At 61.8% G+C, this 25,970-nt stretch carries 26 protein-coding genes; 20 read left to right on the top strand and 6 right to left on the bottom strand.

Features of this window, described 5'->3' with window-relative positions:
* Window positions 1–4 precede the first annotated feature (4 nt).
* The 4 genes from BHD08_RS15905 (at window position 5) to BHD08_RS15890 (ending at window position 6,420) form a co-directional block, all read left to right on the top strand.
* Window positions 5–1,102 (top strand): amino acid ABC transporter permease, encoded by a 1,098-nt coding sequence (locus tag BHD08_RS15905; RefSeq protein WP_015277891.1) that lies wholly within the window; start codon window positions 5–7, stop codon window positions 1,100–1,102.
* A 9-nt stretch (window positions 1,103–1,111) separates the two neighbouring features.
* Window positions 1,112–1,879, top strand: coding sequence for an amino acid ABC transporter ATP-binding protein (locus BHD08_RS15900; RefSeq protein WP_125023459.1), 768 nt, complete (start codon window positions 1,112–1,114; stop codon window positions 1,877–1,879).
* 125 nt (window positions 1,880–2,004) lie between these two features.
* The gene (gene purL / locus BHD08_RS15895; protein WP_125023457.1) at window positions 2,005–5,901 is read left to right on the top strand and encodes a phosphoribosylformylglycinamidine synthase; all 3,897 of its coding nucleotides are present in this window, start codon (window positions 2,005–2,007) and stop codon (window positions 5,899–5,901) included.
* Window positions 5,902–6,102: 201 nt separating this feature from the next.
* Complete coding sequence (locus BHD08_RS15890; protein ID WP_015277874.1) at window positions 6,103–6,420, top strand: YqfO family protein; 318 nt, start codon at window positions 6,103–6,105, stop codon at window positions 6,418–6,420.
* 49 nt (window positions 6,421–6,469) lie between these two features.
* Here BHD08_RS15890 and BHD08_RS15885 read toward each other — a convergent pair whose 3' ends face one another.
* Together BHD08_RS15885 and BHD08_RS15880 are read right to left on the bottom strand one after the other, a co-directional pair.
* On the bottom strand, window positions 6,470–6,973 hold the full coding sequence (locus BHD08_RS15885; RefSeq protein WP_015277873.1) for a murein L,D-transpeptidase family protein: 504 nt from the start codon (window positions 6,971–6,973) through the stop codon (window positions 6,470–6,472).
* 58 nt (window positions 6,974–7,031) lie between these two features.
* Entirely contained in the window at window positions 7,032–7,595 is a 564-nt protein-coding gene (locus BHD08_RS15880; RefSeq protein WP_125023455.1) for an NUDIX hydrolase, read from the bottom strand.
* Between the two features lie 215 nt (window positions 7,596–7,810).
* Here BHD08_RS15880 and BHD08_RS15875 point away from each other — a divergent pair, with 215 nt between their 5' ends.
* Genes BHD08_RS15875 through purT form a run of 4 tightly spaced genes read left to right on the top strand, consistent with a single transcriptional unit; the run spans window position 7,811 to window position 10,412 of the window.
* Window positions 7,811–8,428: a CoA pyrophosphatase gene (locus BHD08_RS15875; protein ID WP_041757041.1), complete on the top strand. Its 618-nt coding sequence runs from the start codon at window positions 7,811–7,813 to the stop codon at window positions 8,426–8,428.
* A gap of 48 nt (window positions 8,429–8,476) precedes the next feature.
* Window positions 8,477–8,998, top strand: a complete 522-nt coding sequence (locus BHD08_RS15870; protein WP_015277870.1) for a gamma carbonic anhydrase family protein — start codon at window positions 8,477–8,479, stop codon at window positions 8,996–8,998.
* Window positions 8,995–9,186, top strand: a complete 192-nt coding sequence (locus BHD08_RS15865; RefSeq protein ID WP_015277869.1) for a DUF1289 domain-containing protein — start codon at window positions 8,995–8,997, stop codon at window positions 9,184–9,186. Before BHD08_RS15870 ends, BHD08_RS15865 begins: the two co-directional genes overlap by 4 nt.
* Before the next feature lie 44 nt (window positions 9,187–9,230).
* A complete protein-coding gene (gene purT, locus BHD08_RS15860) occupies window positions 9,231–10,412 on the top strand; it encodes a formate-dependent phosphoribosylglycinamide formyltransferase (protein ID WP_125023453.1) in 1,182 nt (393 codons plus the stop codon).
* Between the two features lie 30 nt (window positions 10,413–10,442).
* On the opposite strand, the gene BHD08_RS15855 is transcribed toward purT, so the two are convergent.
* Both BHD08_RS15855 and BHD08_RS15850 read right to left on the bottom strand, forming a co-directional pair.
* On the bottom strand, window positions 10,443–11,729 hold the full coding sequence (locus BHD08_RS15855) for an HlyC/CorC family transporter (RefSeq protein WP_015277867.1): 1,287 nt from the start codon (window positions 11,727–11,729) through the stop codon (window positions 10,443–10,445).
* 16 nt (window positions 11,730–11,745) lie between these two features.
* Window positions 11,746–12,546 carry an inner membrane protein YpjD gene (locus BHD08_RS15850; RefSeq protein WP_015277866.1) on the bottom strand — a complete coding sequence of 267 codons (801 nt, stop codon included), beginning with the start codon at window positions 12,544–12,546 and terminating at the stop codon, window positions 11,746–11,748.
* 244 nt (window positions 12,547–12,790) lie between these two features.
* On the opposite strand from BHD08_RS15850, the gene ffh reads away from it, so the two are divergent.
* The 10 genes from ffh to thrC all read left to right on the top strand — a co-directional run bounded on the left by ffh (window position 12,791) and on the right by thrC (window position 21,736).
* Window positions 12,791–14,167: a signal recognition particle protein gene (ffh, locus tag BHD08_RS15845; RefSeq protein ID WP_003282952.1), complete on the top strand. Its 1,377-nt coding sequence runs from the start codon at window positions 12,791–12,793 to the stop codon at window positions 14,165–14,167.
* A gap of 199 nt (window positions 14,168–14,366) precedes the next feature.
* Complete coding sequence (rpsP, locus tag BHD08_RS15840; protein ID WP_015277865.1) at window positions 14,367–14,618, top strand: 30S ribosomal protein S16; 252 nt, start codon at window positions 14,367–14,369, stop codon at window positions 14,616–14,618.
* A 5-nt stretch (window positions 14,619–14,623) separates the two neighbouring features.
* The gene (rimM, locus tag BHD08_RS15835; protein ID WP_015277864.1) at window positions 14,624–15,160 is read left to right on the top strand and encodes a ribosome maturation factor RimM; all 537 of its coding nucleotides are present in this window, start codon (window positions 14,624–14,626) and stop codon (window positions 15,158–15,160) included.
* Window positions 15,161–15,165: 5 nt separating this feature from the next.
* A complete protein-coding gene (gene trmD / locus BHD08_RS15830; RefSeq protein WP_015277863.1) occupies window positions 15,166–15,918 on the top strand; it encodes a tRNA (guanosine(37)-N1)-methyltransferase TrmD in 753 nt (250 codons plus the stop codon).
* Between the two features lie 42 nt (window positions 15,919–15,960).
* Window positions 15,961–16,311, top strand: coding sequence for a 50S ribosomal protein L19 (gene rplS, locus BHD08_RS15825; RefSeq protein ID WP_015277862.1), 351 nt, complete (start codon window positions 15,961–15,963; stop codon window positions 16,309–16,311).
* A gap of 181 nt (window positions 16,312–16,492) precedes the next feature.
* Window positions 16,493–17,389, top strand: a complete 897-nt coding sequence (gene xerD / locus BHD08_RS15820) for a site-specific tyrosine recombinase XerD (protein ID WP_125023451.1) — start codon at window positions 16,493–16,495, stop codon at window positions 17,387–17,389.
* A 130-nt stretch (window positions 17,390–17,519) separates the two neighbouring features.
* Window positions 17,520–18,245 (top strand): disulfide isomerase DsbC N-terminal domain-containing protein, encoded by a 726-nt coding sequence (locus BHD08_RS15815; RefSeq protein ID WP_015277860.1) that lies wholly within the window; start codon window positions 17,520–17,522, stop codon window positions 18,243–18,245.
* A 101-nt stretch (window positions 18,246–18,346) separates the two neighbouring features.
* Window positions 18,347–18,835 carry a GFA family protein gene (locus BHD08_RS15810; protein ID WP_125023449.1) on the top strand — a complete coding sequence of 163 codons (489 nt, stop codon included), beginning with the start codon at window positions 18,347–18,349 and terminating at the stop codon, window positions 18,833–18,835.
* 112 nt (window positions 18,836–18,947) lie between these two features.
* Window positions 18,948–20,252 (top strand): homoserine dehydrogenase, encoded by a 1,305-nt coding sequence (locus tag BHD08_RS15805; protein ID WP_125023447.1) that lies wholly within the window; start codon window positions 18,948–18,950, stop codon window positions 20,250–20,252.
* Window positions 20,253–20,326: 74 nt separating this feature from the next.
* A complete protein-coding gene (gene thrC, locus BHD08_RS15800; protein WP_106155593.1) occupies window positions 20,327–21,736 on the top strand; it encodes a threonine synthase in 1,410 nt (469 codons plus the stop codon).
* A gap of 111 nt (window positions 21,737–21,847) precedes the next feature.
* Here thrC and rnt read toward each other — a convergent pair whose 3' ends face one another.
* Together rnt and pyrC are read right to left on the bottom strand one after the other, a co-directional pair.
* Window positions 21,848–22,522: a ribonuclease T gene (gene rnt / locus BHD08_RS15795; RefSeq protein ID WP_015277856.1), complete on the bottom strand. Its 675-nt coding sequence runs from the start codon at window positions 22,520–22,522 to the stop codon at window positions 21,848–21,850.
* Window positions 22,519–23,562, bottom strand: coding sequence for a dihydroorotase (gene pyrC, locus BHD08_RS15790; protein ID WP_106155592.1), 1,044 nt, complete (start codon window positions 23,560–23,562; stop codon window positions 22,519–22,521). The genes rnt and pyrC overlap by 4 nt, the downstream gene beginning before the upstream one ends.
* A gap of 163 nt (window positions 23,563–23,725) precedes the next feature.
* On the opposite strand from pyrC, the gene BHD08_RS15785 reads away from it, so the two are divergent.
* On the top strand, window positions 23,726–24,643 hold the full coding sequence (locus BHD08_RS15785) for an OmpA family protein (RefSeq protein ID WP_125023445.1): 918 nt from the start codon (window positions 23,726–23,728) through the stop codon (window positions 24,641–24,643).
* A 60-nt stretch (window positions 24,644–24,703) separates the two neighbouring features.
* Window positions 24,704–25,921 carry an argininosuccinate synthase gene (locus BHD08_RS15780; RefSeq protein WP_015277853.1) on the top strand — a complete coding sequence of 406 codons (1,218 nt, stop codon included), beginning with the start codon at window positions 24,704–24,706 and terminating at the stop codon, window positions 25,919–25,921.
* Window positions 25,922–25,970: the final 49 nt, after the last annotated feature.

The raw sequence follows: 25,970 nt of genomic DNA, 5'->3' as shown, positions 1-25,970 counted from the left end.
GCGCATGACTATCCATACCTTCAAGCCCGACCTGCCGCCACCGACGATCAGCATCGGTGCACTTGGCTGGCTACGGGCGAATCTGTTCTCCAGCTGGATCAACACCCTGCTGACCCTGGTGGGGCTGTACCTGCTCTGGCTGATCGTACCGCCGGTACTCGAATGGGCCATCTTCAAGGCCGACTGGACCGGCGAGACGCGCGCCGATTGCAGCCGCGAAGGCGCCTGCTGGGTATTCATTCAGACCCGGTTCGGCCAGTTCATGTACGGCTTCTACCCCACGGAGCTGCGCTGGCGCGTCGATGCCGCAGCCTGGCTGGCGATCATCGGCGCGGCGCCACTGTTTCTGCGGCAGATGCCGCACAAGCTGCGCTACGGCATCGGTTACCTGCTGGTCTATCCGCTGCTGGCCTACTGGCTGCTGCATGGCGGATTCCTCGGGTTGCAGACGGTGCCGACCAGTCAGTGGGGCGGTTTGATGCTGACGGTGGTGATCGCCGCGGTGGGCATTGCCGGCGCCTTGCCGTTGGGCATCCTGCTGGCGCTGGGGCGACGCTCCGACATGCCAGCGATCCGCGTGCTCTGCGTAACCTTCATCGAGTTCTGGCGTGGCGTGCCGCTGATCACCGTGTTGTTCATGTCTTCGGTGATGCTGCCGTTGTTCCTGCCCGAAGGCATGAATCTGGACAAACTGCTGCGCGCGATGCTGATGGTTGTGTTCTTCGAGGCTGCCTATATCGCTGAAGTGGTGCGTGGTGGCCTGCAGGCGATCCCCAAGGGGCAATACGAGGCGGCGGCTGCAATGGGGCTGGGTTACTGGCGCAGCACGCTACTGGTGATCCTGCCGCAGGCGCTGAAACTGGTGATTCCGGGCATCGTCAACACCTTCATCGCCCTGTTCAAGGACACCAGCCTGGTGATCATCATCGGCCTGTTCGACTTCCTCAACAGCATCAAGCGCGCCACCGCGGACCCGGCCTGGCTGGGTATGTCCACTGAGGGTTACGTGTTCGCTGCGCTGGTGTACTGGATGTTCTGTTTCGGCATGTCCCGCTATTCCATGCGCCTGGAGCGCAAGCTGGACACCGGCCACAAGCATTAGGAGTGACATATGAGTGATTCAAACGCGCAGGCCGAACAGGCGAGCGGCCCGGTCATCCAGATGCAGGGCGTGCACAAGTGGTTCGGCCAGTTCCATGTGCTCAAGGACATCAATCTCAGCGTGCGACAGGGCGAGCGCATCGTCTTGTGCGGGCCTTCCGGGTCCGGCAAGTCCACGACCATTCGCTGCCTCAACCGTCTGGAGGAACACCAGCAGGGGCGGATCGTCATCAACGGCGTGGAGCTGACCAGCGACCTCAAGCAGATCGAGGCGATCCGCAGCGAAGTCGGCATGGTGTTCCAGCACTTCAACCTGTTCCCACACCTGACCGTGCTGCAGAACTGCACCCTCGCGCCGATGTGGGTGCGCAAGTTGCCGCGACGCCAGGCCGAGGAAATCGCCATGCATTATCTGGAACGCGTGCGCATCCCGGAGCAGGCCAACAAGTTTCCCGGCCAGCTCTCCGGCGGTCAGCAGCAGCGCGTGGCGATCGCCCGCGCGCTGTGCATGAAGCCGAAGATCATGCTGTTCGACGAGCCGACCTCGGCGCTCGATCCGGAGATGGTGAAGGAGGTGCTGGATACCATGGTCAGTCTCGCCGAAAGCGGCATGACCATGCTCTGTGTGACCCATGAGATGGGCTTCGCCCGCACCGTGGCGGATCGGGTGATCTTCATGGACAAAGGCGAGATCGTCGAACAGGCCGAGCCAGAGCTGTTCTTCACCAACCCGGTCAACGACAGGACCAAGCTGTTCCTCAGCCAGATCCTGCACTGATTCAGGCCAGGTCAGGCGCGCCGTCGGAGCACGCGGGGCCTGGCTGTGTTCAGCCTTAGCCTCGGCCGCCGTCATGGGCTAGAATACGCGCCCCGACTGCTCCCCCCTCCGAGGCTGTTCCGACGATGTTGATCCTGCGCGGCGCTCCCGCTCTTTCCGCCTTCCGTCATGGCAAGCTCCTGGCACAACTGACCGATAAGGTCCCCGCTGTCAGCGGGCTGTATGCCGAGTTCGCCCATTTCGCCGAGGTTTCCGGCACGCTTGGCGCGGATGAGCAGAACGTACTGACCCGCCTGCTGAAGTACGGCCCCAGTGTGCCGGTGCAGGAACCTGCTGGTCGGCTGTTCCTGGTGGTGCCTCGCTTCGGCACCATCTCGCCGTGGTCAAGCAAGGCCAGCGATATCGCCCACAACTGCGGCTTGGAGAAGATCCAGCGGCTGGAGCGGGGCATCGCCTACTACGTGCAGGGCGAGTTTTCCGATGGTGATGCACAGCTGATTGCCGCTGCGCTGCACGATCGCATGACGCAGCTGGTGCTGAATCGCTTCGAAGAAGCCGCCAACCTGTTCAGCCACGCCGAGCCCAAACCGCTGACTGCGGTGGACATCCTCGGTGGCGGCCGCGCCGCACTGGAAAAGGCCAACACCGAATTCGGCCTGGCCCTGGCCGAAGATGAAATCGATTATCTGGTCAGCGCCTTCCAGGGCCTCAAACGCAATCCGCACGACATTGAACTGATGATGTTCGCGCAGGCCAACTCCGAGCACTGTCGCCACAAGATCTTCAATGCCAGCTGGGACATCGACGGCGAAAGCCAGGACAAGTCGCTGTTCGGCATGATCAAGAACACCTACCAGATGCACAGCGAGAACGTGCTGTCCGCTTACAAGGACAACGCGTCGGTCATCGTCGGCCACACCGCAGGACGTTTCTTCCCCAATCCTGAAACCCGCCAGTACGGCGCGGTGCAGGAGCCGGTGCATATCCTGATGAAGGTGGAAACGCATAACCACCCGACCGCAATTTCGCCGTTCTCGGGTGCTTCCACCGGTTCCGGTGGCGAGATTCGCGACGAGGGCGCCACCGGGCGTGGTGCCAAGCCGAAAGCGGGCCTGACCGGCTTCACCGTCTCCAACCTGAACATCCCCGGCTTCGAACAGCCGTGGGAACAGGCCTATGGCAAGCCGGAACGCATCGTCACGCCGTTGGACATCATGATTGAAGGCCCGCTGGGTGGCGCCGCGTTCAACAACGAATTCGGTCGCCCGGCGCTGACCGGTTACTTCCGTACCTTCGAGCAGTCGATCAGCACGCCGCGCGGCGACGAGGTGCGTGGTTATCACAAGCCGATCATGCTCGCCGGTGGCCTGGGCAATATCCGTGAAGATCATGTGCAGAAAGCCGAAATCACCGTTGGCGCCAAGCTGATCGTGCTCGGCGGCCCGGCCATGCTGATCGGTCTGGGCGGCGGCGCCGCATCCTCGGTCGCGACCGGTGCCAGCTCTGCCGATCTGGATTTCGCCTCGGTGCAGCGCGAGAACCCGGAAATGGAGCGCCGTTGCCAGGAGGTCATCGATCGCTGCTGGCAGCTGGGCGACCAGAACCCCATTGCTTTCATCCATGACGTCGGTGCTGGCGGCATCTCCAACGCCTTCCCGGAACTGGTCAACGACGGTGGTCGCGGTGGCCGTTTCGAACTGCGCAACGTGCCCAACGACGAGCCGGGCATGGCCCCGCACGAGATCTGGAGCAACGAGTCCCAGGAGCGTTACGTACTGGCCGTCAGCGCCGTCGATTTCGAGCGTTTCCAAGCCATCTGCGAACGTGAGCGCTGCCCGTTCGCGGTCGTCGGCGAGGCGACCGAAGAGCCACAGCTGACTGTCACCGACAGCCATTTCGGCAACACTCCGGTGGACATGCCGCTGGAAGTGCTGCTCGGCAAGCCGCCGCGCATGCACCGCAGCGCCAGCCGTGAAGCTGAGCTCGGTGATGACTTCGATGCGGCTGCGGTCGATCTGAGCGAAGCCGTCACCCGCGTGCTGCGTCACCCGGCTGTCGCCAGCAAGAGCTTCCTGATCACCATCGGTGACCGCAGCATTACCGGCCAGGTGGCTCGCGATCAGATGGTCGGCCCTTGGCAGGTGCCGGTCGCCGACTGCGCCGTCACGGCTACCAGCTACGACGTTTACACCGGCGAAGCCATGGCGATGGGCGAGCGTACGCCGCTGGCACTGCTGGATGCCCCGGCGTCGGGCCGCATGGCCATTGGCGAAACGCTGACCAACCTGGCAGCGGCGCGCATCGAGAAGATTTCCGACATCAAATTGTCCGCCAACTGGATGGCCGCTGCCGGCCATCCGGGTGAAGACGCACGCTTGTACGACACCGTTCGCGCCGTCGGCATGGAGCTGTGCCCGCAGCTGGGCCTGACCATTCCGGTGGGCAAGGACTCGATGTCGATGAAAACCCGTTGGAGCGAGGAGGGCGCAGAGAAAAGCGTGACCTCGCCGATGTCGCTGATTGTTTCCGGCTTCGCTCCGGTAACTGATGTTCGCCAGACCCTGACCCCGCAGCTGCGGCTGGACAAGGGCGCCACCGACCTGATTCTGATCGATCTGGGGCGCGGGCAGAACCGCATGGGCGCTTCGATTCTCGCGCAGGTATACGGTCAGCTTGGTCGCCAGGCACCCGACGTCGATGATGCCGAAGACCTGCAGGCATTCTTTGCCGTGGTCCAGGGGCTGAATGCCGACGGTCTGTTGCTGGCGTACCACGACCGTTCCGATGGGGGGCTGCTGACCACCGTGCTGGAAATGGCTTTTGCCGGTCATTGCGGCCTGAGTCTGAATCTCGATGGTCTTCTGGAAAGCGCCGTGGATGTCGCCCCGATGCTCTTCAACGAAGAGCTTGGCGCGGTGATTCAGGTGCGTCAGGGCGACACCGAGATCGTGCTGGCGCAGTTCAGCGCTGCCGGGCTGGGTGACTGCGTCGCTGTCATTGGTCAGCCGGTCAACAACGGCCATGTATCGATCAAGCACGGCGAGGAGGAAGTCTTCGCCGGCGAGCGCCGTCTGCTGCAGCGTCAGTGGGCTGAAACCAGCTACCAGATCCAGCGCCTGCGTGATAACGCCGAGTGCGCCGATCAGGAGTTCGACGCGCTGCTCGAAGAGGACAACCCGGGTCTGAGCGCCAAGCTGAGCTTCGACGTGAACGAAGACATCGCGGCGCCCTACATCAAACGTGGCGTTCGTCCGCAGATTGCGGTGCTGCGCGAGCAGGGTGTCAATGGTCAGGTGGAAATGGCGGCGGCGTTCGATCGTGCCGGTTTCGCTGCGGTCGACGTGCACATGAGTGACATCCTTTCCGGACGCGTCAGCCTTGAGGAGTTCAAGGGCCTGGTCGCCTGCGGTGGCTTCTCCTACGGCGACGTGCTCGGCGCCGGTGAAGGCTGGGCCAAGTCCGTTCTGTTCAATGCGCGTGCACGGGATGGCTTCCAGGCCTTCTTCGAGCGCAAGGACAGCTTCGCCCTCGGCGTGTGCAACGGCTGCCAGATGATGAGCAACCTGCACGAACTGATCCCGGGCACGGAGAACTGGCCGCACTTCGTACGCAACCGCTCGGAGCAGTTCGAAGCTCGGGTGGCGATGGTCCAGGTGCAGGATTCGCCCTCGATCTTCCTGCAGGGCATGGCCGGCTCCCGCCTGCCTATCGCCATCGCCCACGGCGAAGGCCATGCGGAATTCGAGAGCGAAGAGGCCATGCTGCAGGCGGATCTCTCCGGCACCGTGGCGCTGCGCTTCGTGGATAATCACGGCAAGGTCACCGAACGCTACCCGGCCAACCCGAACGGCTCGCCACGCGGTATCACCGGTCTCAGCAGCCGCGACGGCCGTGTGACCATCATGATGCCGCACCCGGAGCGGGTGTTCCGCGCCGTGACCAACTCCTGGCGCCCTGACGAGTGGCAGGAAGACGGCGGCTGGATGCGCATGTTCCGCAATGCGCGGGTCTGGGTGGACTGATCGATCTGGTCAACCGAGCCCACTCCAGAAGCCCGCCGATAGCATATCGGCGGGCTTTTTCATTTGTGACGATGGTCTATGAACCGCCAGCGTTAAGTGTCGTCTGAGCTATGACGCGCCGCACCATTTGGCGCGAACATGGATGGCAGAATGCCACTTCGCCTGCCGAACGAGGCCGGGTTCATCTGCACGGAGAGGTCGATGTACAAGCTGTGCTTCTATGTTCCAGACAGTCATCTGGAAGCGGTCAAGAAAGCAGTGTTCGCGGCTGGCGCGGGGCGTATAGGCGCTTACGACAGTTGCTGCTGGCAAGTGCTAGGCCAGGGACAATATCGGCCGCTGGAGGGCAGCCAGCCATTTATCGGGCAGACGGGGCAGGTACAGCACGTACCCGAGTGGAAGGTCGAGATGGTGGTGGCGGATGAACTCATTCACGACAGTGTCAGGGCCTTGAAAAAGGCCCATCCCTACGAGACGCCCGCATACGACGTGTGGCGGCTGTCCGACATGCAGTTCTGACCAGCTCGAGGCACGCCTTGAAAGTCTGTCAGCGGCTGCCTCGGGCCTGCTACGGACGAATCTCGATCAGCGTGCCGTCCTTTACCAGTTGCCATATCTCTCGCATGTCGCTGTTGGTCAAGGCGATGCAGCCTTCGGTCCAGTCGAGGGTGTGGAAGAACCACTCCGGATATTCCTCATCCAGCGGTGTGCCGTGCAGCATGATCATGTTGCCGGGCGGTACGCCCTCCTGCTGCGCGCGGGCGAGATCGCGGGCGTTGGGGTAGGAGATGTGCATCGACAGGTTGTACTTGTCGCTGGTCTTGCGCCAATCGATCCAATAGAAGCCTTCGGGCGTGCGCAGGTCGCCTTCGCGCAGCTTTGCTCCGTTTGGCTGCTTGCCCAGCGACACTCGATAACTCTTGAGCGTCTGGCCGGCGCTGACCAGATGCAGCTTGCGTTCGGATTTGATCACCAGAACCTTGTCGATAGGCGTGCTGCCCAGGCTAGGGGTCGCATTGGCGTGGGAAAGCGCAGTAAAGGTGAGGCAGAGCAGGGCGAACAGCCAGCGCATCGAGGCATTCCTGAAAGACTTCATCAGACCAGTTTGTGCCAGTGGGGCGACAGACGCGTCAGTCTGTAATCCGGTTCTGCTGGCGGTTTCGATAGCCAGTCACGGCTTCATTGCGCACCGGGAAGGTCTGCTGCACCCGGTCGGCGAAGAAGCATTCTAGGGTACGGCCAATGGTGGGAAAAGCCAGCTCGGACCAAGGGATATCCTGCTGCTCAAACAGCTTCACTTCCAGGCTCTCATCTCCGGCGCAGAAGTCCAGATCGACCAGTTGAGCGCGGAAGAACATGTACACCTGATTGATATGCGGCAGATCGAACAGCGTATAGAGCTGCAGGTCACGAACCCTGGCGCAGGCTTCCTCGAGTGTTTCGCGCTCAGCAGCCTGTTGCAGGGTCTCGCCGTTCTCCATGAAGCCTGCCGGCAAGGTCCAGTAACCCCGCCGAGGCTCGATCGCGCGCCGGCAGAGCAGCACGCAGTCGTCCCAGACGGGTACGCAGCCGGCGACGATGCGTGGGTTCTGGTAGTGGACGGTCTGGCAAGCGTCGCAGACGAAGCGTGGACGATTGTCGCCGTCGGGGATACGGACCAGCACCGGGTTGCCGCACTGGTTGCAGTATTTCATGAGCGAATTCCTGTTGGTTCCGGCAATCTTGGTGTGTCCTTGGCGATTGAGCAAGGACGTTACGGGTTCCTCGTCGGCTGACAGACCCATGATTTGCAGTTGTGGCAATGGACATTCAGACGATCCGTTCGAGCGGCTCGATTGGCTATTTCGAGGCCTTGGGCCGTTGCGCCTTTCATGCCATGATGCCGGTCAAAGACGAAACGAGAAAATTCATGCTGGACAAAATACTCCACCGGGTGCGCGCCTATTCTCCGCATCTTCTGGAGCCGGAAGACCGCCTGCCCGAGGCGGCCGTGCTGATGCCGATCACCCGCAGCGAGTCGCCGGAGCTGGTGTTGACGCTTCGTGCCGCCGGTCTGTCCACCCATGGTGGCGAAGTGGCCTTTCCGGGCGGGCGCCGCGATCCGGAAGACCGTGACCTGTTGCACACCGCATTGCGTGAGGCCGAGGAAGAGGTCGGGCTGGCGCCTGGCATGGTCGAGGTCGTCGGCCCGCTCAGCAGCCTGGTATCGGTGCATGGCATCCATGTCACGCCCTATGTCGGGCTGGTTCCGGACTATGTCGAGTACCGCGCCAACGATGCGGAAATCGCCTCGGTCTTCTCGGTGCCGCTGGAGTTCTTCTGCGAGGATCCGCGCGAAGTCACACATCGCATCGATTACCAGGGGCAGAGCTGGTATATCCCGTCCTACCGCTATGGCGAGTACCAGATATGGGGCCTGACGGCGATCATGATCGTCGAGTTGGTCAACGTCATATACGACGCCGGTATCGAAATGCGCCGTGCGCCAGCTGCCTTCATCGACCTGTCCGGGCGTAGCGAGCCCTGAGCCGCGCCGCTAGGCTGATCCATCCGTACTGACAAGAAGAGGTGTGTCGTGAAATACCGTCTGGGAGAGTCGCGCGTCCAAGCGCATCCGCAGAGCTGGGTAGCGCCCAGTGCCACGTTGGTCGGCAAGATCAGGCTGGATGCCGGCGCCAGCGTGTGGTTTGGCGCCGTGCTACGCGGTGACAACGAGCTGATCCATATCGGCGAGAACAGTAACGTCCAGGATGGCAGCGTGATGCATACCGATATGGGGCACCCGCTGACGCTGGGCACCGGCGTTACCGTTGGCCACAACGCCATGCTGCACGGTTGTACGGTCGGTGATTACAGCCTGATCGGCATCAATGCTGTGGTGCTCAACGGGGCGAAGATCGGCAAGCATTGCATCATCGGCGCCAACACGCTGATCGCGGAAGGCAAGGAGATTCCCGATGGTTCTCTGGTGGTCGGCTCACCGGGCAAGGTGGTGCGAGAACTGACCGATGAGCAGAAGAAGATGCTCGAAGCCAGCGCAGCCCATTACGTGCATAACGCCCAGCGCTATGCGCGGGATCTGGAGCCCGATGAGTGAGCACGCAGGAAAAGCCAGTAGCCTCGCCGTGTGTCAGCCTCTGCGCCTTGGATGAAGACGACCTGTGCGTTGGTTGTCAGCGCAGTGCGGACGAGATTCGCCGTTGGGGTTTGATGAGCAATGACGAGCGCCGCGACGTGCTGCAGCGTTGCGGTGAGAGAGCTCGTCTTGGCGGCCAGCTGATGTAGCAGAGTGCGTTGCGCGCTCGTTTTTCGACGTTTGAGGGAAATCCATGCCACGAATAGGCACCCCGTTGTCTCCCAGCGCCACGCGCGTCCTGCTTTGCGGCTGTGGCGAACTGGGCAAGGAACTGGTCATCGAACTGCAGCGCCTCGGCGTCGAGGTGATCGCCGTAGATCGCTACGCCAATGCACCAGCGATGCAGGTAGCGCACCGCAGCCATGTAATCGACATGCTCGACGGCGCCGCATTGCGCTCCGTGATCGAGCAGGAGCGCCCGCACTACATTGTTCCGGAAATCGAAGCCATCGCGACGGCCACGCTGGTTGAGCTGGAGCAAGAAGGCTACAGCGTCATCCCCACGGCCCGGGCTGCGCAGCTGACAATGAATCGCGAGGGCATTCGCCGCCTCGCCGCCGAAGAACTCGGCCTGCCGACCTCTCCCTATCGCTTTGCCGACTCGCTGGATGAATGTCGCATAGCCGCTCGCGCGCTGGGCTTCCCTTGCTTGATCAAGCCGGTGATGAGTTCATCCGGCAAGGGCCAGTCGGTGCTGCGCAGTGAGGTGGACATCGACGCCGCCTGGGACTACGCGCAAGCGGGCGGACGCGCAGGTCGCGGTCGGGTCATCGTCGAGGGGTTCATCGATTTCGATTACGAAATCACTTTGCTGACGGTCCGGCATGCGGGCGGAACGAGCTTTTGCGAGCCGGTCGGACATCGTCAGGAGAAAGGCGACTATCAGGAATCCTGGCAGCCCCAGCCGATGGAGGCCGTGGCAATGGCCGAGGCGCGGCGGATCGCCCTGGCGGTCACCGATGCATTAGGCGGACGTGGCATCTTCGGTGTCGAACTGTTCGTCAAAGGCGATCAGGTCTGGTTCTGCGAGATCTCTCCGCGCCCTCACGATACCGGGCTGGTTACGTTGGTATCGCAGGACTTGTCCGAGTTCGCCCTGCATGCGCGGGCAATTCTCGGGCTGCCAATTCCGGTAATCCGTCAGCTCGGCCCAGCAGCGTCGGCGGTAATTCTGGTGGAAGGCGAGTCCACCGAAGTGAGCTTCGGCAACCTGGCCGACGTGCTGGCGGAGCCGGATACGGCGCTGCGCCTGTTCGGTAAGCCAGGCGTCAGCGGACAGCGGCGTATGGGCGTGGCGCTGGCGCGCGACGTGTCCATCGACGCAGCAAGGCAGAAGGCGCTGCGCGCTGCTGCTGCGGTAAAAGTCGAGTTATGAAGGTTGTGGAGCCGGCGTCTGCCGGCTCCATCATTGCGCTTGCTGGTCGGCCGCCCGTGCATCGCCAATCGTCCAGGCGCGTACGCTCTTCACCCGATTGTCGGCTGCCTGCAGAATCTCCAGGCGGTAGTTGCCGATCTGCAAGCAGATGCCGGCATCCGGCATGTGCTCCAGGGCTTCGGTGATCAGGCCATTGAGCGTCTTCGGACCGTCACAAGGCAGCTGCCAGTCCAGTGCGCGGTTCACCTCACGGATGTAGGCGGCGCCGTCAATGACCAGTGTGCCGTCGTCCTGCGGGTGGATATCGGGGCTGCGCAGGGCGTCCTGATTGCTGAACTCGCCAACGATTTCTTCGAGGATGTCCTCAAGCGTCACGACGCCGCGCACGTCACCGTATTCGTCTACCACGATGCCGATCCGTCGCTTCTGCTTTTGGAAATTCAGCAGCTGGGTCGAAAGAGGGGTGTTTTCCGGCACGAAATAAGGCTCGCTGCAGGCGGCCAGCAAGCTGTCCTTGGTCAGCTGATCATGGCTGAGCAGACGTGCAATCTGCCGCATGTGGACGATGCCTTCGATCTGGTTGATATCGTTGCGAAACACCGGCAAGCGGGTGTGAGGTGTGGTGCGCAGCTGGCTGACGATCGATTCGAGGTCATCGTCGAGGTCGATGCCGGTGACCTCGTTGCGCGGAATCATGATGTCGTCGACGGTCACGCGTTCCAGGTCGAGAATGCCCAATAGCATGCTCTGGCGATTCAACGGCAGGTCGCTGCCAGACTCGCGCACCACGCTGCGCAGTTCCTCGGTCGAGAGGCTGTCGTTTCCCTTGTTCGACAGGTCGACGCCGAGCAGCTTCAGTAGGCCGTTGCTTACCCAGCTCAGCATTGCGACCAGCGGGTAAAGCACCTTCTGCAGCATCTTCAGCGGCAGGCTGACCGGGTAGGCGACAATTTCCGGGCGCAACGCCGCCAGAGTCTTGGGTGTGATCTCACCAAATATCAGCAGGATGATGGTCAGGCCGATGGTGGCAATCGCAATGCCTGCTTCACCCCAGAGCTGCATGGCCAGAACCGTGGCGATGGAGGAGGCGAGGATGTTGACGAAGTTGTTGCCGACCAGGATGGTGCCGAGCAGGCGGTCCGGGTGAGCGAGCAGCTCGCTGGCGCGTCGCGCGCCTCGATGGCCTTCCTTGGCTTGATGCCTTAGGCGGTAGCGATTGAGGCTGAGCATGCCGGTTTCAGAGCTGGAGAAGAAAGCCGAGCACAGCAGCAGAAAGACCAGCAGTCCGACCAGAAAGCCGGGATGGAGATTTTCCACGGGTTACCTGTTCGCGTCAGATATGCAGGATGAATTCGCGGACCAGCTTGCTGCCGAAGTACGCCAGCATCAGCAGGCAGAAGCCAGCCAGCGTCCAGCGGATGGCCTTGTAGCCGCGCCAGCCGAGTTGCTGTCGGCCCCACAGCAGTAGCCCAAACACGACCCAGGCGATCACCGAGAGGAGTGTCTTATGGACCAGATGCTGGGCAAAAAGATCGTCGAGAAACAGCCAGCCCGAGAGCAATGAGGCAGACAGCAGTACCCAGCCCGCCCAGAGAAAGCCGAACAGCAGGCTCTCCATTGTTTGCAGTGGCGGAAAATTGCGGATCAGTCCTGAGGAGTGCTTGTGCTTGAGGTGATGATCCTGCAGCAAGAGCAACAGCGCTTGGAACACCGCGATCGTGAGCATTCCATAAGCGAGGATCGAGAGCAGGATGTGCGCAAGAATCCCTGGCTCCTCGGCGATCGCTGGTGCGGTGCCGGACGGCGCGAACTGGGCGAACAGGACGGTCAGGCAGCCCAGCGGAAACAGAAGCAGCAGCAGGTTCTCCACTGGCATTCGATGCAGAGCCAGAAGAATCAGCAGAATGACGGCGGCGGCGATCAGGCTCGAAGCGGTGAAGAAGTCGAGGTGCAAGCCGCTGGGGGAGAGCAGCTGAATGAAAAGGCTGATGCCATGGGCAAGCAGGGCAAGCAGGCCGAGGCCGAGCAAGAGACGCTTGTCCGGTGCGGCGCGCTGTGCCAGACGCAAACTTTGATAACCCGTGACGCCGGCATAAAGAGCGGCGGCGGCAAGGCTGGGTAGCAGAGGGTGCATAGATTCCGGTAACGGGCTCGAAAGGTCGTGAGTGTGGCACAAACACCCGAGGGGCAAAAGCTGCGTCAAGGTTACGTATCGTCGCGGCAGGGTTGTCTCTCGATTCTCTCTGTTGCATCGTGCGGCGTTCGCAGAGCAGTGACCGGCGAACGCCTGGAACGAAAAGCAATGCGGGCGGGGTACCGGCGGGGCGCTTCCACCTTCTATAATCCCGCCCTTCAGCACATCCAGCGTGGAATGGCTCATGTTCGAAAACCTAACCGACCGCCTCTCACAAACGCTTCGCCATGTCACCGGCAAGGCCAAGCTGACCGAGGACAACATCAAGGACACCCTGCGCGAAGTGCGCATGGCGCTGCTCGAGGCCGACGTCGCGCTGCCGGTGGTCAAGGAGTTCGTCAATCGGGTAAAGGAGCGCGCCGTCGGCACCGAGGTGTCGAAGAGCCTGACGCCTGGGCAGGCGTTCGTGAAGATCGTCCGCGCCGAGCTGGAAGAACTGATGGGGGCGGCCAACGAAGACCTGGCGCTTCAGGTCACGCCTCCGGCTGTCGTGCTCATGGCGGGCCTGCAGGGTGCGGGTAAGACCACAACCGTAGGCAAGCTGGCGCGCTTCCTCAAGGAGCGTAAGAAAAAGACCGTACTGGTCGTTTCGGCTGACGTGTATCGCCCGGCAGCCATCAAGCAGCTCGAAACGCTGGCGGCTGAGGTCGGTGTCACCTTCTTTCCGTCCGATATCAGCCAGAAGCCGGTAGATATCGCGCAGGCCGCAATTCGCGAAGCCAAGCTCAAGTTCATCGATGTGGTGTTGGTGGATACCGCCGGGCGTTTGGCGATCGATGCCGAAATGATGGCCGAGATCCAGGCCGTCCACGCAGCGATCAATCCGGCCGAGACGCTTTTCGTCGTCGACGCCATGACCGGTCAGGACGCGGCGAATACTGCTCGTGCGTTTGGCGAGGCGCTTCCCTTGACCGGTGTGGTGCTGACCAAAGTCGACGGTGATGCCCGTGGCGGTGCGGCACTGTCGGTACGGCATGTGACTGGCAAGCCGATCAAGTTCCTCGGCATGGGCGAGAAGAGCGATGCTCTGGAACCTTTCCATCCGGATCGTATTGCCTCGCGCATTCTAGGTATGGGCGATGTGCTCAGCCTCATCGAGCAGGCCGAGCAGACCCTCGATCGTGAAAAGGCCGAGAAGCTCACCAAGAAGCTCAAGAAGGGCAAGGGCTTCGATCTCGAAGACTTCCGCGATCAGCTGCAGCAAATGAAGAACATGGGCGGTCTTGGCGGGCTGATGGACAAGCTTCCCTCCATCGGTGGCGTCAATCTGTCGCAGATGGGCCACGCCCAGGGCGCAGCGGAAAAGCAGTTCAAGCAGATGGAAGCGATCATCAACTCGATGACTCCTGCAGAGCGCCGCAATCCCGATATCATCAGCGGCTCGCGCAAGCGCCGGATCGCTATGGGTTCGGGTACTCAAGTGCAGGATATTGGCCGGCTGATCAAGCAGCACAAACAGATGCAGAAGATGATGAAGAAGGTCACCGGCAAGGGTGGCATGGCCAAAATGATGCGCGGCATGGGCGGGATGCTTCCCGGCGGCGGCATGCCGAAGTTCTAGTGATTACAGCACTGCGGCAGGGCGCCGGCGCGGTCGTCTACCGCGCGGCGCTGGCAATAGCCCTGGGCAGTCCTGTCGCTTTGGTAAAAGAGTTTGCAAAATCCCCGGCATTCCTTAAAATGTGCGGCCTTTCGGGCCTAGGCCCATTTTAAGTAAGTGTGTGCCTTAAGTTAGCACCGACTACAGGAACGATGTTCACATGGTAACTATTCGTCTCGCCCGTGGCGGCTCCAAGAAGCGCCCTTTCTATCACCTGACCGTGACCAACAGCCGCAACCCGCGCGATGGTCGCTTCGTCGAGCGCATCGGTTTCTTCAATCCGATCGCCAATGGTGCGGAAGTGAAGCTTTCTGTAAATCAGGAGCGCGTCACCTACTGGCTGAGCCAGGGCGCACAGCCGTCTGAGCGTGTTGCTCAGCTGCTGAAGGAAGCTGCCAAGGCCGCTGCCTGAATCGCATGAACGCAACGTCTGCTCCGGTCGATGACTTGGTTGTCATCGGCAAGATCGTTTCGGTGCATGGCGTGCGCGGTGACGTGAAGGTCTACTCCTTTACCGATCCGATCGACAACCTGCTGGACTATCGACGCTGGACGCTGAGGCGAGGCGACGAAGTCAAGCAGGTCGAGTTGGTCAAGGGGCGCCTCCAGGGGAAGATTCTGGTGGCAACGCTAGAGGGCTTGGATGATCGCGAAGTCGCGCGTACCTACGCGGATTTCGAAATCTGCATCCCGCGCAGCGAACTGCCCGCCTTGGACGACGGTGAGTACTACTGGTATCAGCTCCAGGGCTTGAAGGTCATCAATCAGTCCGCGCAGCTGCTCGGTCAGGTCGATCATCTGCTCGAAACCGGAGCCAACGACGTTCTGGTGGTAAAGCCTTGTGCTGGAAGCCTGGATGATCGTGAGCGTCTGCTGCCTTACACCGATCAGTGCGTGTTGAAGATCGATCTGGAAGTGGGCGAGATGCAGGTCGATTGGGACGCGGATTTCTGAACGGCATGGCCGCTTTGCGCGTTGAGGTCATCAGCCTGTTCCCGGATATGTTCGCAGCGATATGTGACTACGGGATTACCAGCCGTGCAGTGAAGCAGGGGTTGTTGCAGTTGAACTGCTGGAACCCCCGAAGCTACACCGAAGACCGCCATCAGACAGTGGACGACCGCCCATTCGGCGGAGGTCCTGGAATGGTGATGAAGATCAAGCCGCTCGAGCTTGCCCTGGCTGACGCCAAGCAAGCCGCGGGCGAGACGGCGAAGGTGATCTACCTGTCGCCGCAGGGGCGCCAGCTGAAACAGGCTGACGTTCGCGAGCTGGCGAACGAGGATGCACTTATCCTTATCGCCGGTCGTTACGAAGGCATCGACGAGCGTTTCATTGAGGCGCACGTAGATGAGGAATGGTCGATCGGTGATTATGTGTTGTCCGGCGGCGAGCTGCCGGCAATGGTGCTGATCGATGCCGTGACCAGGCTGCTTCCGGGTGCCCTGGGTCATGCTGGTTCCGCCGAGGAGGACTCGTTTACCGACGGCCTGCTCGACTGTCCGCACTACACGCGACCTGAGGTGTATGCGGGTAAATGTGTTCCTGAAGTGCTGCTCAGCGGTAACCATGAACACATCCGACGCTGGCGCTTGCAGCAGTCCCTTGGAAGGACCTGGGAGCGACGCGCCGATCTTCTGGATAGCCGCTCGCTTTCTGGAGAAGAACAGAAGCTGCTGGCGGAATACATCCGCCAGCGGGACGATAGTTAACGTATCGATGGCAACCCGGTGGGTTGACCTTAGGAGCACAGCATGACCAACAAGATCATTCAGCAGCTCGAAGCCGAGCAGATGACCAAAGAAATCCCGCCGTTCGCGCCGGGTGACACCGTTATCGTTCAGGTGAAGGTAAAGGAAGGCGAGCGTCAGCGTCTGCAGGCCTTCGAAGGCGTCGTGATTGGCAAGCGTAACCGCGGCCTGAACAGCGCTTTCACCGTTCGCAAGATTTCCAACGGTGTTGGCGTCGAGCGTACCTTCCAGAGCTACAGCCCGATGGTCGACAGCATCAGCGTCAAGCGCCGCGGTGACGTGCGCAAGGCCAAGCTGTACTACCTCCGCGCGCTGTCCGGCAAGGCCGCCCGCATCAAGGAAAAGCTGGTCTAAGACCGCATTTCCGAAAGAAAAAAGCAGCCTACGGGCTGCTTTTTTCGTTTCTGGCTGCCGTTGTTTGGTCTGCAGCGGCAATCTAGATGGCGCCGTGTTGATCGGGTTCACCCCAGATTGCATGTGTGCTTGCCTGCTTCCAGTATGAAAGACTGCTCTTTTCCCTTTTCCCGAAGCTGTCATGCCTGCACTCGACGATTCCGTTATCGACCGCTACCTCGACGCCCTGTGGCTGGAAAAAGGACTGGCCGATAATAGCCGTGAGGCCTATCGCAGCGACCTCGCGCTGTTCAACGGCTGGTTGAGCGAGCGGGGTGTCCGGCTTGCCGTCGCTGGTCGCGAGATCATTCTCGACCATCTCGCATGGCGCTTGAACAACGGATACAAGGCGCGCTCCACCGCACGGTTCCTCTCCGGTTTGCGCGGCTTTTATCGTTACCTGCTGCGTGAGGGCGAGATCGCTGTCGACCCGACCTTGCGGGTGGACCTGCCTCGTCTCGGTCGCCCCTTGCCCAAGGCGCTGTCCGAGGCCGATGTCGAGGCGCTGCTGGCTGCGCCGGATCTTGGCGACCCGCTTGGGTTGCGTGATAGAGCCATGCTCGAGGTGCTCTACGCCTGTGGTTTGCGCGTGACAGAGCTGATCAGCCTGACGCTGGAGCAGGTCAGCATGCGGCAGGGTGTGTTACGCACCTTCGGGAAGGGCAACAAGGAACGGTTGGTGCCGCTGGGGGATGAAGCCTTGCACTGGCTGGAGCGTTATCAGCGCGAGGGGCGGGACCAGTTGCTTGGTGGAAAGGCCAGCGATGTGCTGTTCCCCAGCCTGCGTGGCGACCAGATGACGCGTCAGACCTTCTGGCATCGAATCAAGCTGCACGCCAAGGTTGCGGGTATCGCTACGTCGATATCGCCGCATACCTTGCGCCACGCCTTCGCCACGCATCTGCTCAACCACGGCGCGGACCTGCGCACCGTGCAGATGCTGCTTGGTCATAGTGATCTCTCGACCACCCAGATTTACACCCACATCGCCCGTGCGCGCCTGCAGGAGCTGCATGCGCAGCATCATCCGCGCGGGTAGTGGTCCGGCTGGTTCGGCCGAATCCTCGGTGGCGGTTGGTGGCGTCTGTTGGAGAAGCCGCTAGCAGTCTGAGCGGGATGGCTATGGTAGTCTTTGCGCCTTCCCTTGATCGTCGCTGCCAGGAGTTTCCATGGGCGTGATTCGTTTGTTCGCTGCCGCCGCCGTCGGTCTGGCCAGCACCGTTGCAATGGCCGCCGATCCGGATCAGGCAATTCGTCAGGCCCTGCAGAAAATCCAGCCGGACATGCCGATCGAGGCCGTCGCTGAAAGTCCGATGCCGGGCGTTTATCAGGTCCAGTTGGAGGGTGGTCGGCAGCTGTACGCCAGTGCCGATGGCCAATTCATCATCCAGGGCTATTTGTACCAGTTCCAGAATGGCCAGGCCGTCAACCTGACCGAGCAGGCGCAGAGCAAGTCGGTTGCCAAGCAGATCAATGCGATCCCTGCGAGTGAAATGGTGGTATTCGCACCCAAGGCGCCGAAGACGCATATCACGGTGTTCACCGATACCGACTGTGGTTATTGCCAGAAGCTGCACAGCGAAGTGCCGCAGCTCAACCGTCTCGGTGTGGAAGTGCGCTATGTAGCATTCCCGCGGCAGGGCATGGGCAGTCATGGGGCCAATACGCTGACCAGCGTATGGTGCGCCAAGGACCGCCAGGATGCGATGAACAAGGCCAAGGCTCGCGAGGACCTGCCGGCCGCCAGCTGTGAGACGCCGATTGCCAAGCAGTATCAGTTGGGTCAGATGATCGGTGTTCAGGGCACTCCGGCCATCGTTCTCGCCAACGGCCAAATGATTCCCGGCTATCAGCCGGCCGCGCAGCTCGCCGAGGTGGCGCTCGCTGCCGAGTGACCTCGCCGGAGCCATTGGTCCGATTGCCTTTATCTGATGGCTCTCGGTGGCGCAGGGCGACCTACCTTGTTCAATCCTGGGTTTGAACAAGGTAGGTCGCGATGAAGCTCGAAGGCTCCTGTCACTGTCAGGCTGTGCGGTTCAGTCTTGAATCCGCTCAGCCCTATCCTTTCATGCGTTGCTACTGCTCGATCTGCCGCAAGACGGCGGGCGGCGGTGGTTATGCCATCAACCTCGGTGGTGACTACCGCACCTTGCAGGTCGAAGGTCGCGAGCATGTCTCCGTTTACCAGGCGCGCTTGACCGACCCCGCAACGGGAGAAGTCCGCACCAGTGGAGGACGGCGACATTTTTGCGGACTCTGTGCCAGTGCGCTGTGGCTCTGGGATCCTACCTGGCCCGATCTTGTGCATCCGTTCGCATCGGCCATCGACACCGAACTGCCCGTGCCGCCCGAACATACGCACTTGATGCTCGACTCCAAGGCAAGCTGGGTGGAACCTCAGGTGCAGGGAAATGATCGCTGTTTTGCCGAATACCCGGAGGAGTCGCTTGCGCAATGGCACCAGCGACTGGGGCTTGGCGGCTGATCGCGACAGGGCAGGGCTTCGGCTGATTGACTAAAAGCTGCTCGCTTCGTAATGTGCGACTCTTTTGTCGATCGGCAGGTCCGGTCGTTTCGCTGTGAATGGGGAGTTCAGCTTGAAACCGGTGAAAGTTGGCATCTGTGGGCTGGGAACCGTCGGTGGCGGTACCTTCAATGTGCTCAAACGCAACGCCGAGGAGATTGCCCGCCGTGCCGGGCGCGGAATCGAGGTTGCGCAGATTGCCACCCGTCATCCGAATGCCAAGTGCGACACCGGTGCTACGCCCATTACGGCAGACATCTTCGATGTCGTGAACAATCCCGAGATCGACATCGTTGTCGAGCTGATCGGCGGCTACACCCTTGCCAAGGAACTGGTGCTCAAGGCCATCGACAATGGCAAGCACGTCGTGACCGCCAACAAGGCGCTGATTGCGGTGCACGGCAACGAGATTTTCGCCAAGGCGCGCGAGAAAGGCGTCATCGTCGCGTTCGAGGCGTCGGTCGCAGGTGGTATTCCGGTCATCAAGGCGATTCGTGAAGGTCTGGCTGGCAACCGCATCAACTGGCTGGCTGGGATCATCAACGGCACCGGCAATTTCATTCTTACCGAAATGCGTGAAAAGGGCCGTACCTTCGAGGAGGTGCTCAAGGAAGCGCAGGAGTTCGGTTATGCCGAGGCCGATCCTACCTTCGACGTCGAGGGTATCGATGCCGCGCACAAACTGACCATTCTGGCCTCCATCGCCTTCGGCATTCCGTTGCAGTTCGACAAGGCGTACACCGAGGGCATCGCACGGCTGACCACGACCGATGTGAATTATGCCGAGGCCCTGGGTTACCGCATCAAGCACCTGGGCGTCGCTCGCCGCACCGATGCCGGCATCGAGTTGCGCGTGCACCCGACGCTGATTCCGGCCGACCGGCTGATCGCCAACGTCAACGGCGTAATGAATGCGGTAATGGTAAATGGCGATGCCGTCGGCAGTACGCTCTACTACGGCGCGGGTGCTGGCATGGAGCCAACCGCCTCGGCGGTGGTGGCGGATCTGGTCGATGTTACCCGTGCGCTGACCACTGACCCGAACAATCGCGTGCCGCATCTGGCGTTCCAGCCGGACTCCCTGTCCGATCACCCGATCCTGCCGATCAGCGCCTGCGAAAGCGCCTATTACCTGCGCATCCAGGCCAAGGACCATCCGGGCGTGCTGGCCCAGGTTGCAAGCATCCTCTCCGAGCGTGGGATCAACATCGAGTCGATCATGCAGAAAGAGGCAGAGGAGCAGGACGGTCTGGTGCCGGTCATTCTCGTTACCCATCGAGTGGTCGAGCAGCGCATCGATGATGCGATCGCCGCCCTGGAAAAACTCGACGATGTGGCGGACAAGGTCGTGCGTATTCGCGTCGAACAGCTGAATTAACTCCGGTAGCGGTGTCTGGCTGCAGAGCTTCTGCCTGCCGCCTGCCGCTGCTGCCAACACCGAAGGTTTGAACCATGCGTTATATCAGCACCCGTGGCCAGGCGCCGGCCCTGAATTTCGAAGACGTTCTGCTGGCGGGCCTGGCCAGCGATGGCGGCCTGTACGTGCCGGAGAATCTGCCGCGCTTCACCGTGGAGGAGATCGCCTCCTGGGCCGGCCTGCCTTATCACGAGCTGGCCTTTCGGGTCATGCGTCCGTTCGTTGCCGGCAGCGTTCCCGATGCCGACTTCAAGCAGATCCTGGAAGAGACCTATGGCGTTTTCGCTCACAGCGCCATCGCCCCGCTGCGCCAGCTGAACGGCAACGAGTGGGTGCTGGAGCTGTTCCACGGTCCGACCCTGGCATTCAAGGACTTCGCCCTGCAGCTGCTCGGTCGCCTGCTCGATTACGTGCTGGCCAAGCGCGGCGAGCGTGTGGTGATCATGGGGGCGACCTCTGGCGATACCGGTTCGGCCGCCATCGAGGGCTGCCGTCGTTGCGAGAACGTCGACATCTTCATCCTGCACCCGCACCAGCGGGTATCGGAAGTGCAGCGGCGGCAGATGACCACCATTGCCGGCGACAACATCCACAACATTGCCATCGAAGGCAACTTCGATGACTGCCAGGAAATGGTCAAGGCCAGCTTCGCCGACCAGGGCTTCCTGAAGGGCACCCGGCTGGTCGCGGTCAACTCGATCAACTGGGCGCGGATCATGGCCCAGATCGTCTACTACTTCCACGCTGCGCTGCAGCTCGGCGGTCCGGCTCGCTCGGTGGCCTTCTCGGTGCCGACCGGTAACTTCGGCGATATCTTTGCCGGCTATCTGGCGCGCAACATGGGGCTGCCGATCAACCAGCTGATCGTTGCCACCAACCGCAACGACATCCTGCATCGCTTCATGTCCGGCAATCGCTACGACAAGGACACGCTGCATGCTTCGCTATCGCCTTCGATGGACATCATGGTGTCGTCCAACTTCGAACGCCTGCTGTTCGACCTGCATGGCCGCAATGGCAAGGCCGTAGCCGAGTTGCTGGATGGCTTCCGCGCCAGCGGCAAACTGTCGGTGGAAGAGGATCGCTGGACCGAAGCGCGCAAGTTGTTCGACTCGTTGGCAGTGGATGACGAGCAGACCTGCACCACCATCGCTCAGGTCTTCAAGGAGACGGGCGAAGTGCTCGACCCGCACACCGCCATCGGCGTTCACGCTGCGCGCGAATGCCGCCGCAGTCTGAGTATTCCGATGGTGACACTGGGTACCGCGCACCCGGTGAAGTTCCCGGATGCCGTGGAGAAGGCGGGTATCGGTCAGGCGCTTGCTCTGCCTGCGCACCTGGCGGATCTGTTCGAGCGCGCCGAGCGCTGCACGGTGCTGCCCAACGAGCTGAAAGCCGTCCAGGCATTTGTTGGCCAGCACGGCAACCGTGGCAAGCCGCTTTAACGCTGCAGTTGAAAAAAAAGGCCAGTCAACGACTGGCCTTTTTTGTTTCAAGTGTCGATCACGGTAACGGCGCTACGTAGCGCGCCGGCCGTGCTCACAGTGCGTCTGACGTCACTCGTCGAACTCTTCCCAGCCGCCCATTTCCCGCCAGCGATTGACGATGCCGCAGAACAGCTCCGCGGTTTTTTCCGTGTCGTAGCGGGCGGAGTGCGCCTCGCGTCCATCGAAATCGATACCGGCTGCCTGGCAGGCTTTCGCCAACACGGTCTGGCCGTAGGCGAGGCCGGCGAGAGTGGCGGTGTCGAAGCTGGAGAAGGGATGGAACGGGTTGCGCTTGATCTCGCAGCGAGCGATGGCAGCGTTGAGGAAGCCGAGGTCGAAGCTGCTGTTGTGCCCCACCAGAATGGCGCGTTTGCAACCGGCCGATTTCACGGCCTTGCGTACACTGCGAAAGATATCGGTCAGAGCCTGGGACTCCGGTACCGCCATGCGTAGCGGATGATCGAGCTTGATCCCGGTGAATTCCAGCGCCGCGGGCTCGATGTTGGCGCCAGCGAACGGCTCGACACGGTAGAAGAGGGTATCCTGCGGGTAGAGCAGGCCCTGTTCGTCCATGCCGATGGTGACCGCGGCGATCTCCAGCAGGGCGTCCGTGGCGCTGTTGAAGCCGCCACATTCCACGTCGATCACCACGGGCAGGAAGCCACGAAAGCGCCGCGCCATGGGCGAGCGCGCTCTGCCGGGCAGATGCTCCTCGAGTTCATCTTCGAAGTGATCTTCACTCATGCGCTTGCCTCCAGACGCCAATGCAGCCGCTCACCGGCGCGCAGCGGCACGACGACCTGTTCGCCGAATGGCAGGCTCGCCGGGACGTCCCAATCCTGGCGCACCAGGGTGATCCGTGTGGTGTTGCGCGGCAGGCCATAGAAGTCAGGACCGAAGTGGCTGGCGAAGGGTTCCAGCTTGTCCAGCGCCTGGCGTTGTTCGAACGCCTCGGCATACAGTTCGATGGCCGCGTGGGCGGTATAGCAGCCCGCGCAACCGCAGGCGGCTTCCTTGGCGTGTTGCGCATGCGGTGCGGAGTCGGTACCGAGGAAGAACTTCGGGCTGCCACTGGTGGCCGCATCCAGCAGCGCTTCCTGGTGGACGTTGCGCTTGAGCACCGGCAGGCAGAACAGATGCGGGCGAATACCACCGACCAGCATGTGGTTGCGGTTGTAGAGCAGGTGGTGCGCCGTGATGGTGGCGCCGACATTGCTGTCGGCGGCCTGGACGAATTGCACGGCATCGCGGGTGGTGATGTGTTCGAACACTACCCTCAGGGTCGGGAAGCGTGCGGTAACCCGGCTCAGCTGCTCGTCGATGAAGTATTTCTCACGATCGAAAATATCGATCTCGCCACGGGTGACTTCGCCGTGGACCAGCAATGGCAGGCCGACTTCGGCCATGGTTTCCAGCACACCGAAGATGTTGTCGATAGCGGTCACGCCGGATGCCGAGTTGGTGGTCGCTCCGGCCGGATAGAGCTTGGCAGCATGCACGAAGCCGCTGGCCTTGGCCCGGCGGATATCGTCAGGACTGGTAGCGTCGGTGAGGTACAGCACCATCAGTGGCTCGAAGTCACTGCCTGCAGGACGGGCCGCAAGGATGCGCTGGCGATAGCCTTCCGCCTCGTCGGCATTGCGCACCGGGGGCACCAGATTCGGCATGATGATGGCGCGGGCGAACTGGCGAGCAGCATCCGCGACGGTGTGAGGCAGGACGGCGCCATCGCGCAGGTGAATGTGCCAGTCGTCGGGGCGCAGCAGGGTAAGTCGGTCGGACATGCGGGCTTTCCAGGCGGGTGAAACGTGCGCGAATGCTACCGGAAAAGCCGGGGCGCGGCATCTTGCCTTCGTCTGTGAAGCGCGGGGCGCCACGGGGGCTTGCTCAAGTTTGCCGGCCTGGCACCGATACCTAGGAGGAATACGCATCCTCTCGGAGCTCATCGTGCGCCTGCGCCCCCTCGTCCTGCTGTGCCTGCTCGCTTCACCGGCCAATGCCCTGACCTTTCAGACTCGGCTGGAGCGTGTGCAGTGGCAGGTGGAAGGGGATCAGTTCGAGTGCCGGCTGATTCAGCCGATTGCCGGTTTTGGCAGTGGCGAGTTCGTCCGGCGGGCCGGCGAGCAGGCGATTTTCCGCCTGCAATCACCGGAACGCTGGCTGGGTGCCGGATCGGCGACGCTGCTCGCGGCGGCTGCGCCCTGGCAGCCTGCCCGTGGCGACATCAATCTCGGTGTGGTGTCGGTGGGCGGCGGCGAGATTCCGTTCAACAGCACTCAGTTACAGGCGGGACGGTTGCTGGCCGGTCTGCTCGAAGGGCGTAGCCCGGTCGTCAGGCATCGCACGCTGCATGGCGGCGACACGCTGGAGATTCGCCTGTTGCCGGCGCGCTTCGGCAAGGCCTACGAAGATTATCGCGCCTGTACGGCCAAGCTGCTGCCGGTCAACTTCGATCAGGTCCGCCAGTCGCAGATCGGCTTTCCCAGTAGCGATGTGGTGCTCGATCCGTTGGGTCGCGCCAAGCTCGATATCATCCTGCAGTACATGCGTGCCGACCCCAGCGTGAACCGCATAGAGCTTGACGGTCACTCCGACAACAGCGGTAACCGCTTGCTCAATCGCGACCTGTCACGTCGTCGCGCGCTGGCGGTGCAGGAATACCTGGTCGCCAACGGCGTCCCGGTGGAGCAGATCACGCTGCGCTTTCATGGTGAACGCTATCCGCTGGTGGCCAACAGCAGCGAGGCAAACCGCGCCAAGAATCGCCGAGTCACCATGCGTCTGGCTCGAGAAGCTACCCCTCCGGCGCCAGCGACGGCTGCCGCGCCGTCGTCCGAGGCGCCTGCCAACGGCGCGCCCCTGTAAAAGCCAGGCCATGACCGGTAGAATCGCAGGCTTTCCGTACAAACCCGTGGAGCTGATGGCATGGCGGACGTTAAGAAGGTAGTTCTGGCCTATTCCGGTGGCCTGGACACCTCGGTGATCCTCAAGTGGCTGCAAGACACCTATAACTGTGAAGTGGTGACCTTCACCGCCGACCTCGGCCAGGGCGAAGAAGTCGAGCCGGCGCGCACCAAGGCGCAGGCTCTGGGCGTCAAGGAAATCTACATCGATGACCTGCGCGAAGAGTTCGTCCGCGATTTCGTCTTCCCGATGTTCCGCGCCAACACCGTATATGAAGGCGAATACCTGCTGGGTACCTCCATCGCCCGTCCGCTGATCGCCAAGCGCCTGATCGAGATCGCCAACGAGACCGGTGCCGACGCCATCTCCCACGGCGCCACCGGCAAGGGCAACGACCAGGTGCGTTTCGAGCTGGGCGCCTATGCACTCAAGCCCGGCGTAAAGGTGATCGCTCCGTGGCGCGAGTGGGACCTGCTGTCGCGCGAGAAGCTGATGGATTATGCCGAGAAGCATGCCATCCCGATCGAGCGCCACGGCAAGAAGAAGTCGCCGTACTCCATGGACGCCAACCTGCTGCACATCTCCTATGAAGGCGGCGTGCTGGAAGACACCTGGACCGAGCACGAAGAAGATATGTGGAAATGGACTGTCTCTCCCGAGGCAGCTCCAGATGCGCCGACCTATATCGAGCTGACCTACCGCAAGGGCGACATCGTCGCCATCGACGGCAAGGACATGTCCCCCGCTCAGGTATTGGCCGAGTTGAACCGCATCGGCGGTGAGAACGGCATCGGCCGCCTGGACATCGTCGAGAACCGCTACGTCGGCATGAAGTCGCGCGGCTGCTACGAGACCCCCGGCGGCACCATCATGCTCAAGGCCCACCGCGCCATCGAGTCGATCACTCTCGACCGCGAAGTGGCGCACCTGAAAGACGAGCTGATGCCCAAGTACGCCAGTCTGATCTACAACGGCTACTGGTGGAGCCCCGAGCGCAGCATGCTGCAGCAGATGATCGACGCCTCTCAGGTCAACGTGAATGGCGTGGTGCGTCTGAAGCTGTACAAGGGCAACGTCATCGTCGTCGGTCGCAAGTCGGACGACTCGCTGTTCGATGCCAACATCGCGACCTTCGAAGAAGACGGCGGCGCCTACAACCAGGCGGACGCTGGCGGCTTCATCAAGCTAAATGCGTTGCGCATGCGCATCGCTGCCGGCAAGGGCCGCACCCAGTTCTGATAAGCTGGCGCGCCTGAGCCAACCGACCCCGGCCATGTGCCGGGGTTGT

Origin of the sequence: Pseudomonas sp. SCT, assembly GCF_003864275.1 — a bacterium.
Classification (GTDB): domain Bacteria; phylum Pseudomonadota; class Gammaproteobacteria; order Pseudomonadales; family Pseudomonadaceae; genus Stutzerimonas; species Stutzerimonas stutzeri_AE.
This window is presented reverse-complemented; position numbering and strand designations above follow the sequence as displayed.

Bases quoted from the DNA above. Each gene is read 5' to 3' on its own strand.
- ffh (WP_003282952.1), top strand. From the start codon at position 12,791: ATGTTCGAAAACCTAACCGACCGCCTCTCACAAACGCTTCGCCATGTC.
- purL (WP_125023457.1), top strand. From the start codon at position 2,005: ATGTTGATCCTGCGCGGCGCTCCCGCTCTTTCCGCCTTCCGTCATGGC.
- BHD08_RS15815 (WP_015277860.1), top strand. From the start codon at position 17,520: ATGGGCGTGATTCGTTTGTTCGCTGCCGCCGCCGTCGGTCTGGCCAGC.
- rimM (WP_015277864.1), top strand. From the start codon at position 14,624: ATGAACGCAACGTCTGCTCCGGTCGATGACTTGGTTGTCATCGGCAAG.
- trmD (WP_015277863.1), top strand. From the start codon at position 15,166: ATGGCCGCTTTGCGCGTTGAGGTCATCAGCCTGTTCCCGGATATGTTC.
- BHD08_RS15850 (WP_015277866.1), bottom strand. From the start codon at position 12,546: ATGCACCCTCTGCTACCCAGCCTTGCCGCCGCCGCTCTTTATGCCGGC.
- BHD08_RS15905 (WP_015277891.1), top strand. From the start codon at position 5: ATGACTATCCATACCTTCAAGCCCGACCTGCCGCCACCGACGATCAGC.
- xerD (WP_125023451.1), top strand. From the start codon at position 16,493: ATGCCTGCACTCGACGATTCCGTTATCGACCGCTACCTCGACGCCCTG.
- rplS (WP_015277862.1), top strand. From the start codon at position 15,961: ATGACCAACAAGATCATTCAGCAGCTCGAAGCCGAGCAGATGACCAAA.
- BHD08_RS15875 (WP_041757041.1), top strand. From the start codon at position 7,811: ATGCTGGACAAAATACTCCACCGGGTGCGCGCCTATTCTCCGCATCTT.
- BHD08_RS15880 (WP_125023455.1), bottom strand. From the start codon at position 7,595: ATGAAATACTGCAACCAGTGCGGCAACCCGGTGCTGGTCCGTATCCCC.
- thrC (WP_106155593.1), top strand. From the start codon at position 20,327: ATGCGTTATATCAGCACCCGTGGCCAGGCGCCGGCCCTGAATTTCGAA.
- BHD08_RS15900 (WP_125023459.1), top strand. From the start codon at position 1,112: ATGAGTGATTCAAACGCGCAGGCCGAACAGGCGAGCGGCCCGGTCATC.
- rpsP (WP_015277865.1), top strand. From the start codon at position 14,367: ATGGTAACTATTCGTCTCGCCCGTGGCGGCTCCAAGAAGCGCCCTTTC.
- purT (WP_125023453.1), top strand. From the start codon at position 9,231: ATGCCACGAATAGGCACCCCGTTGTCTCCCAGCGCCACGCGCGTCCTG.
- rnt (WP_015277856.1), bottom strand. From the start codon at position 22,522: ATGAGTGAAGATCACTTCGAAGATGAACTCGAGGAGCATCTGCCCGGC.
- BHD08_RS15885 (WP_015277873.1), bottom strand. From the start codon at position 6,973: ATGCGCTGGCTGTTCGCCCTGCTCTGCCTCACCTTTACTGCGCTTTCC.
- BHD08_RS15890 (WP_015277874.1), top strand. From the start codon at position 6,103: ATGTACAAGCTGTGCTTCTATGTTCCAGACAGTCATCTGGAAGCGGTC.
- BHD08_RS15780 (WP_015277853.1), top strand. From the start codon at position 24,704: ATGGCGGACGTTAAGAAGGTAGTTCTGGCCTATTCCGGTGGCCTGGAC.
- BHD08_RS15810 (WP_125023449.1), top strand. From the start codon at position 18,347: ATGAAGCTCGAAGGCTCCTGTCACTGTCAGGCTGTGCGGTTCAGTCTT.
- pyrC (WP_106155592.1), bottom strand. From the start codon at position 23,562: ATGTCCGACCGACTTACCCTGCTGCGCCCCGACGACTGGCACATTCAC.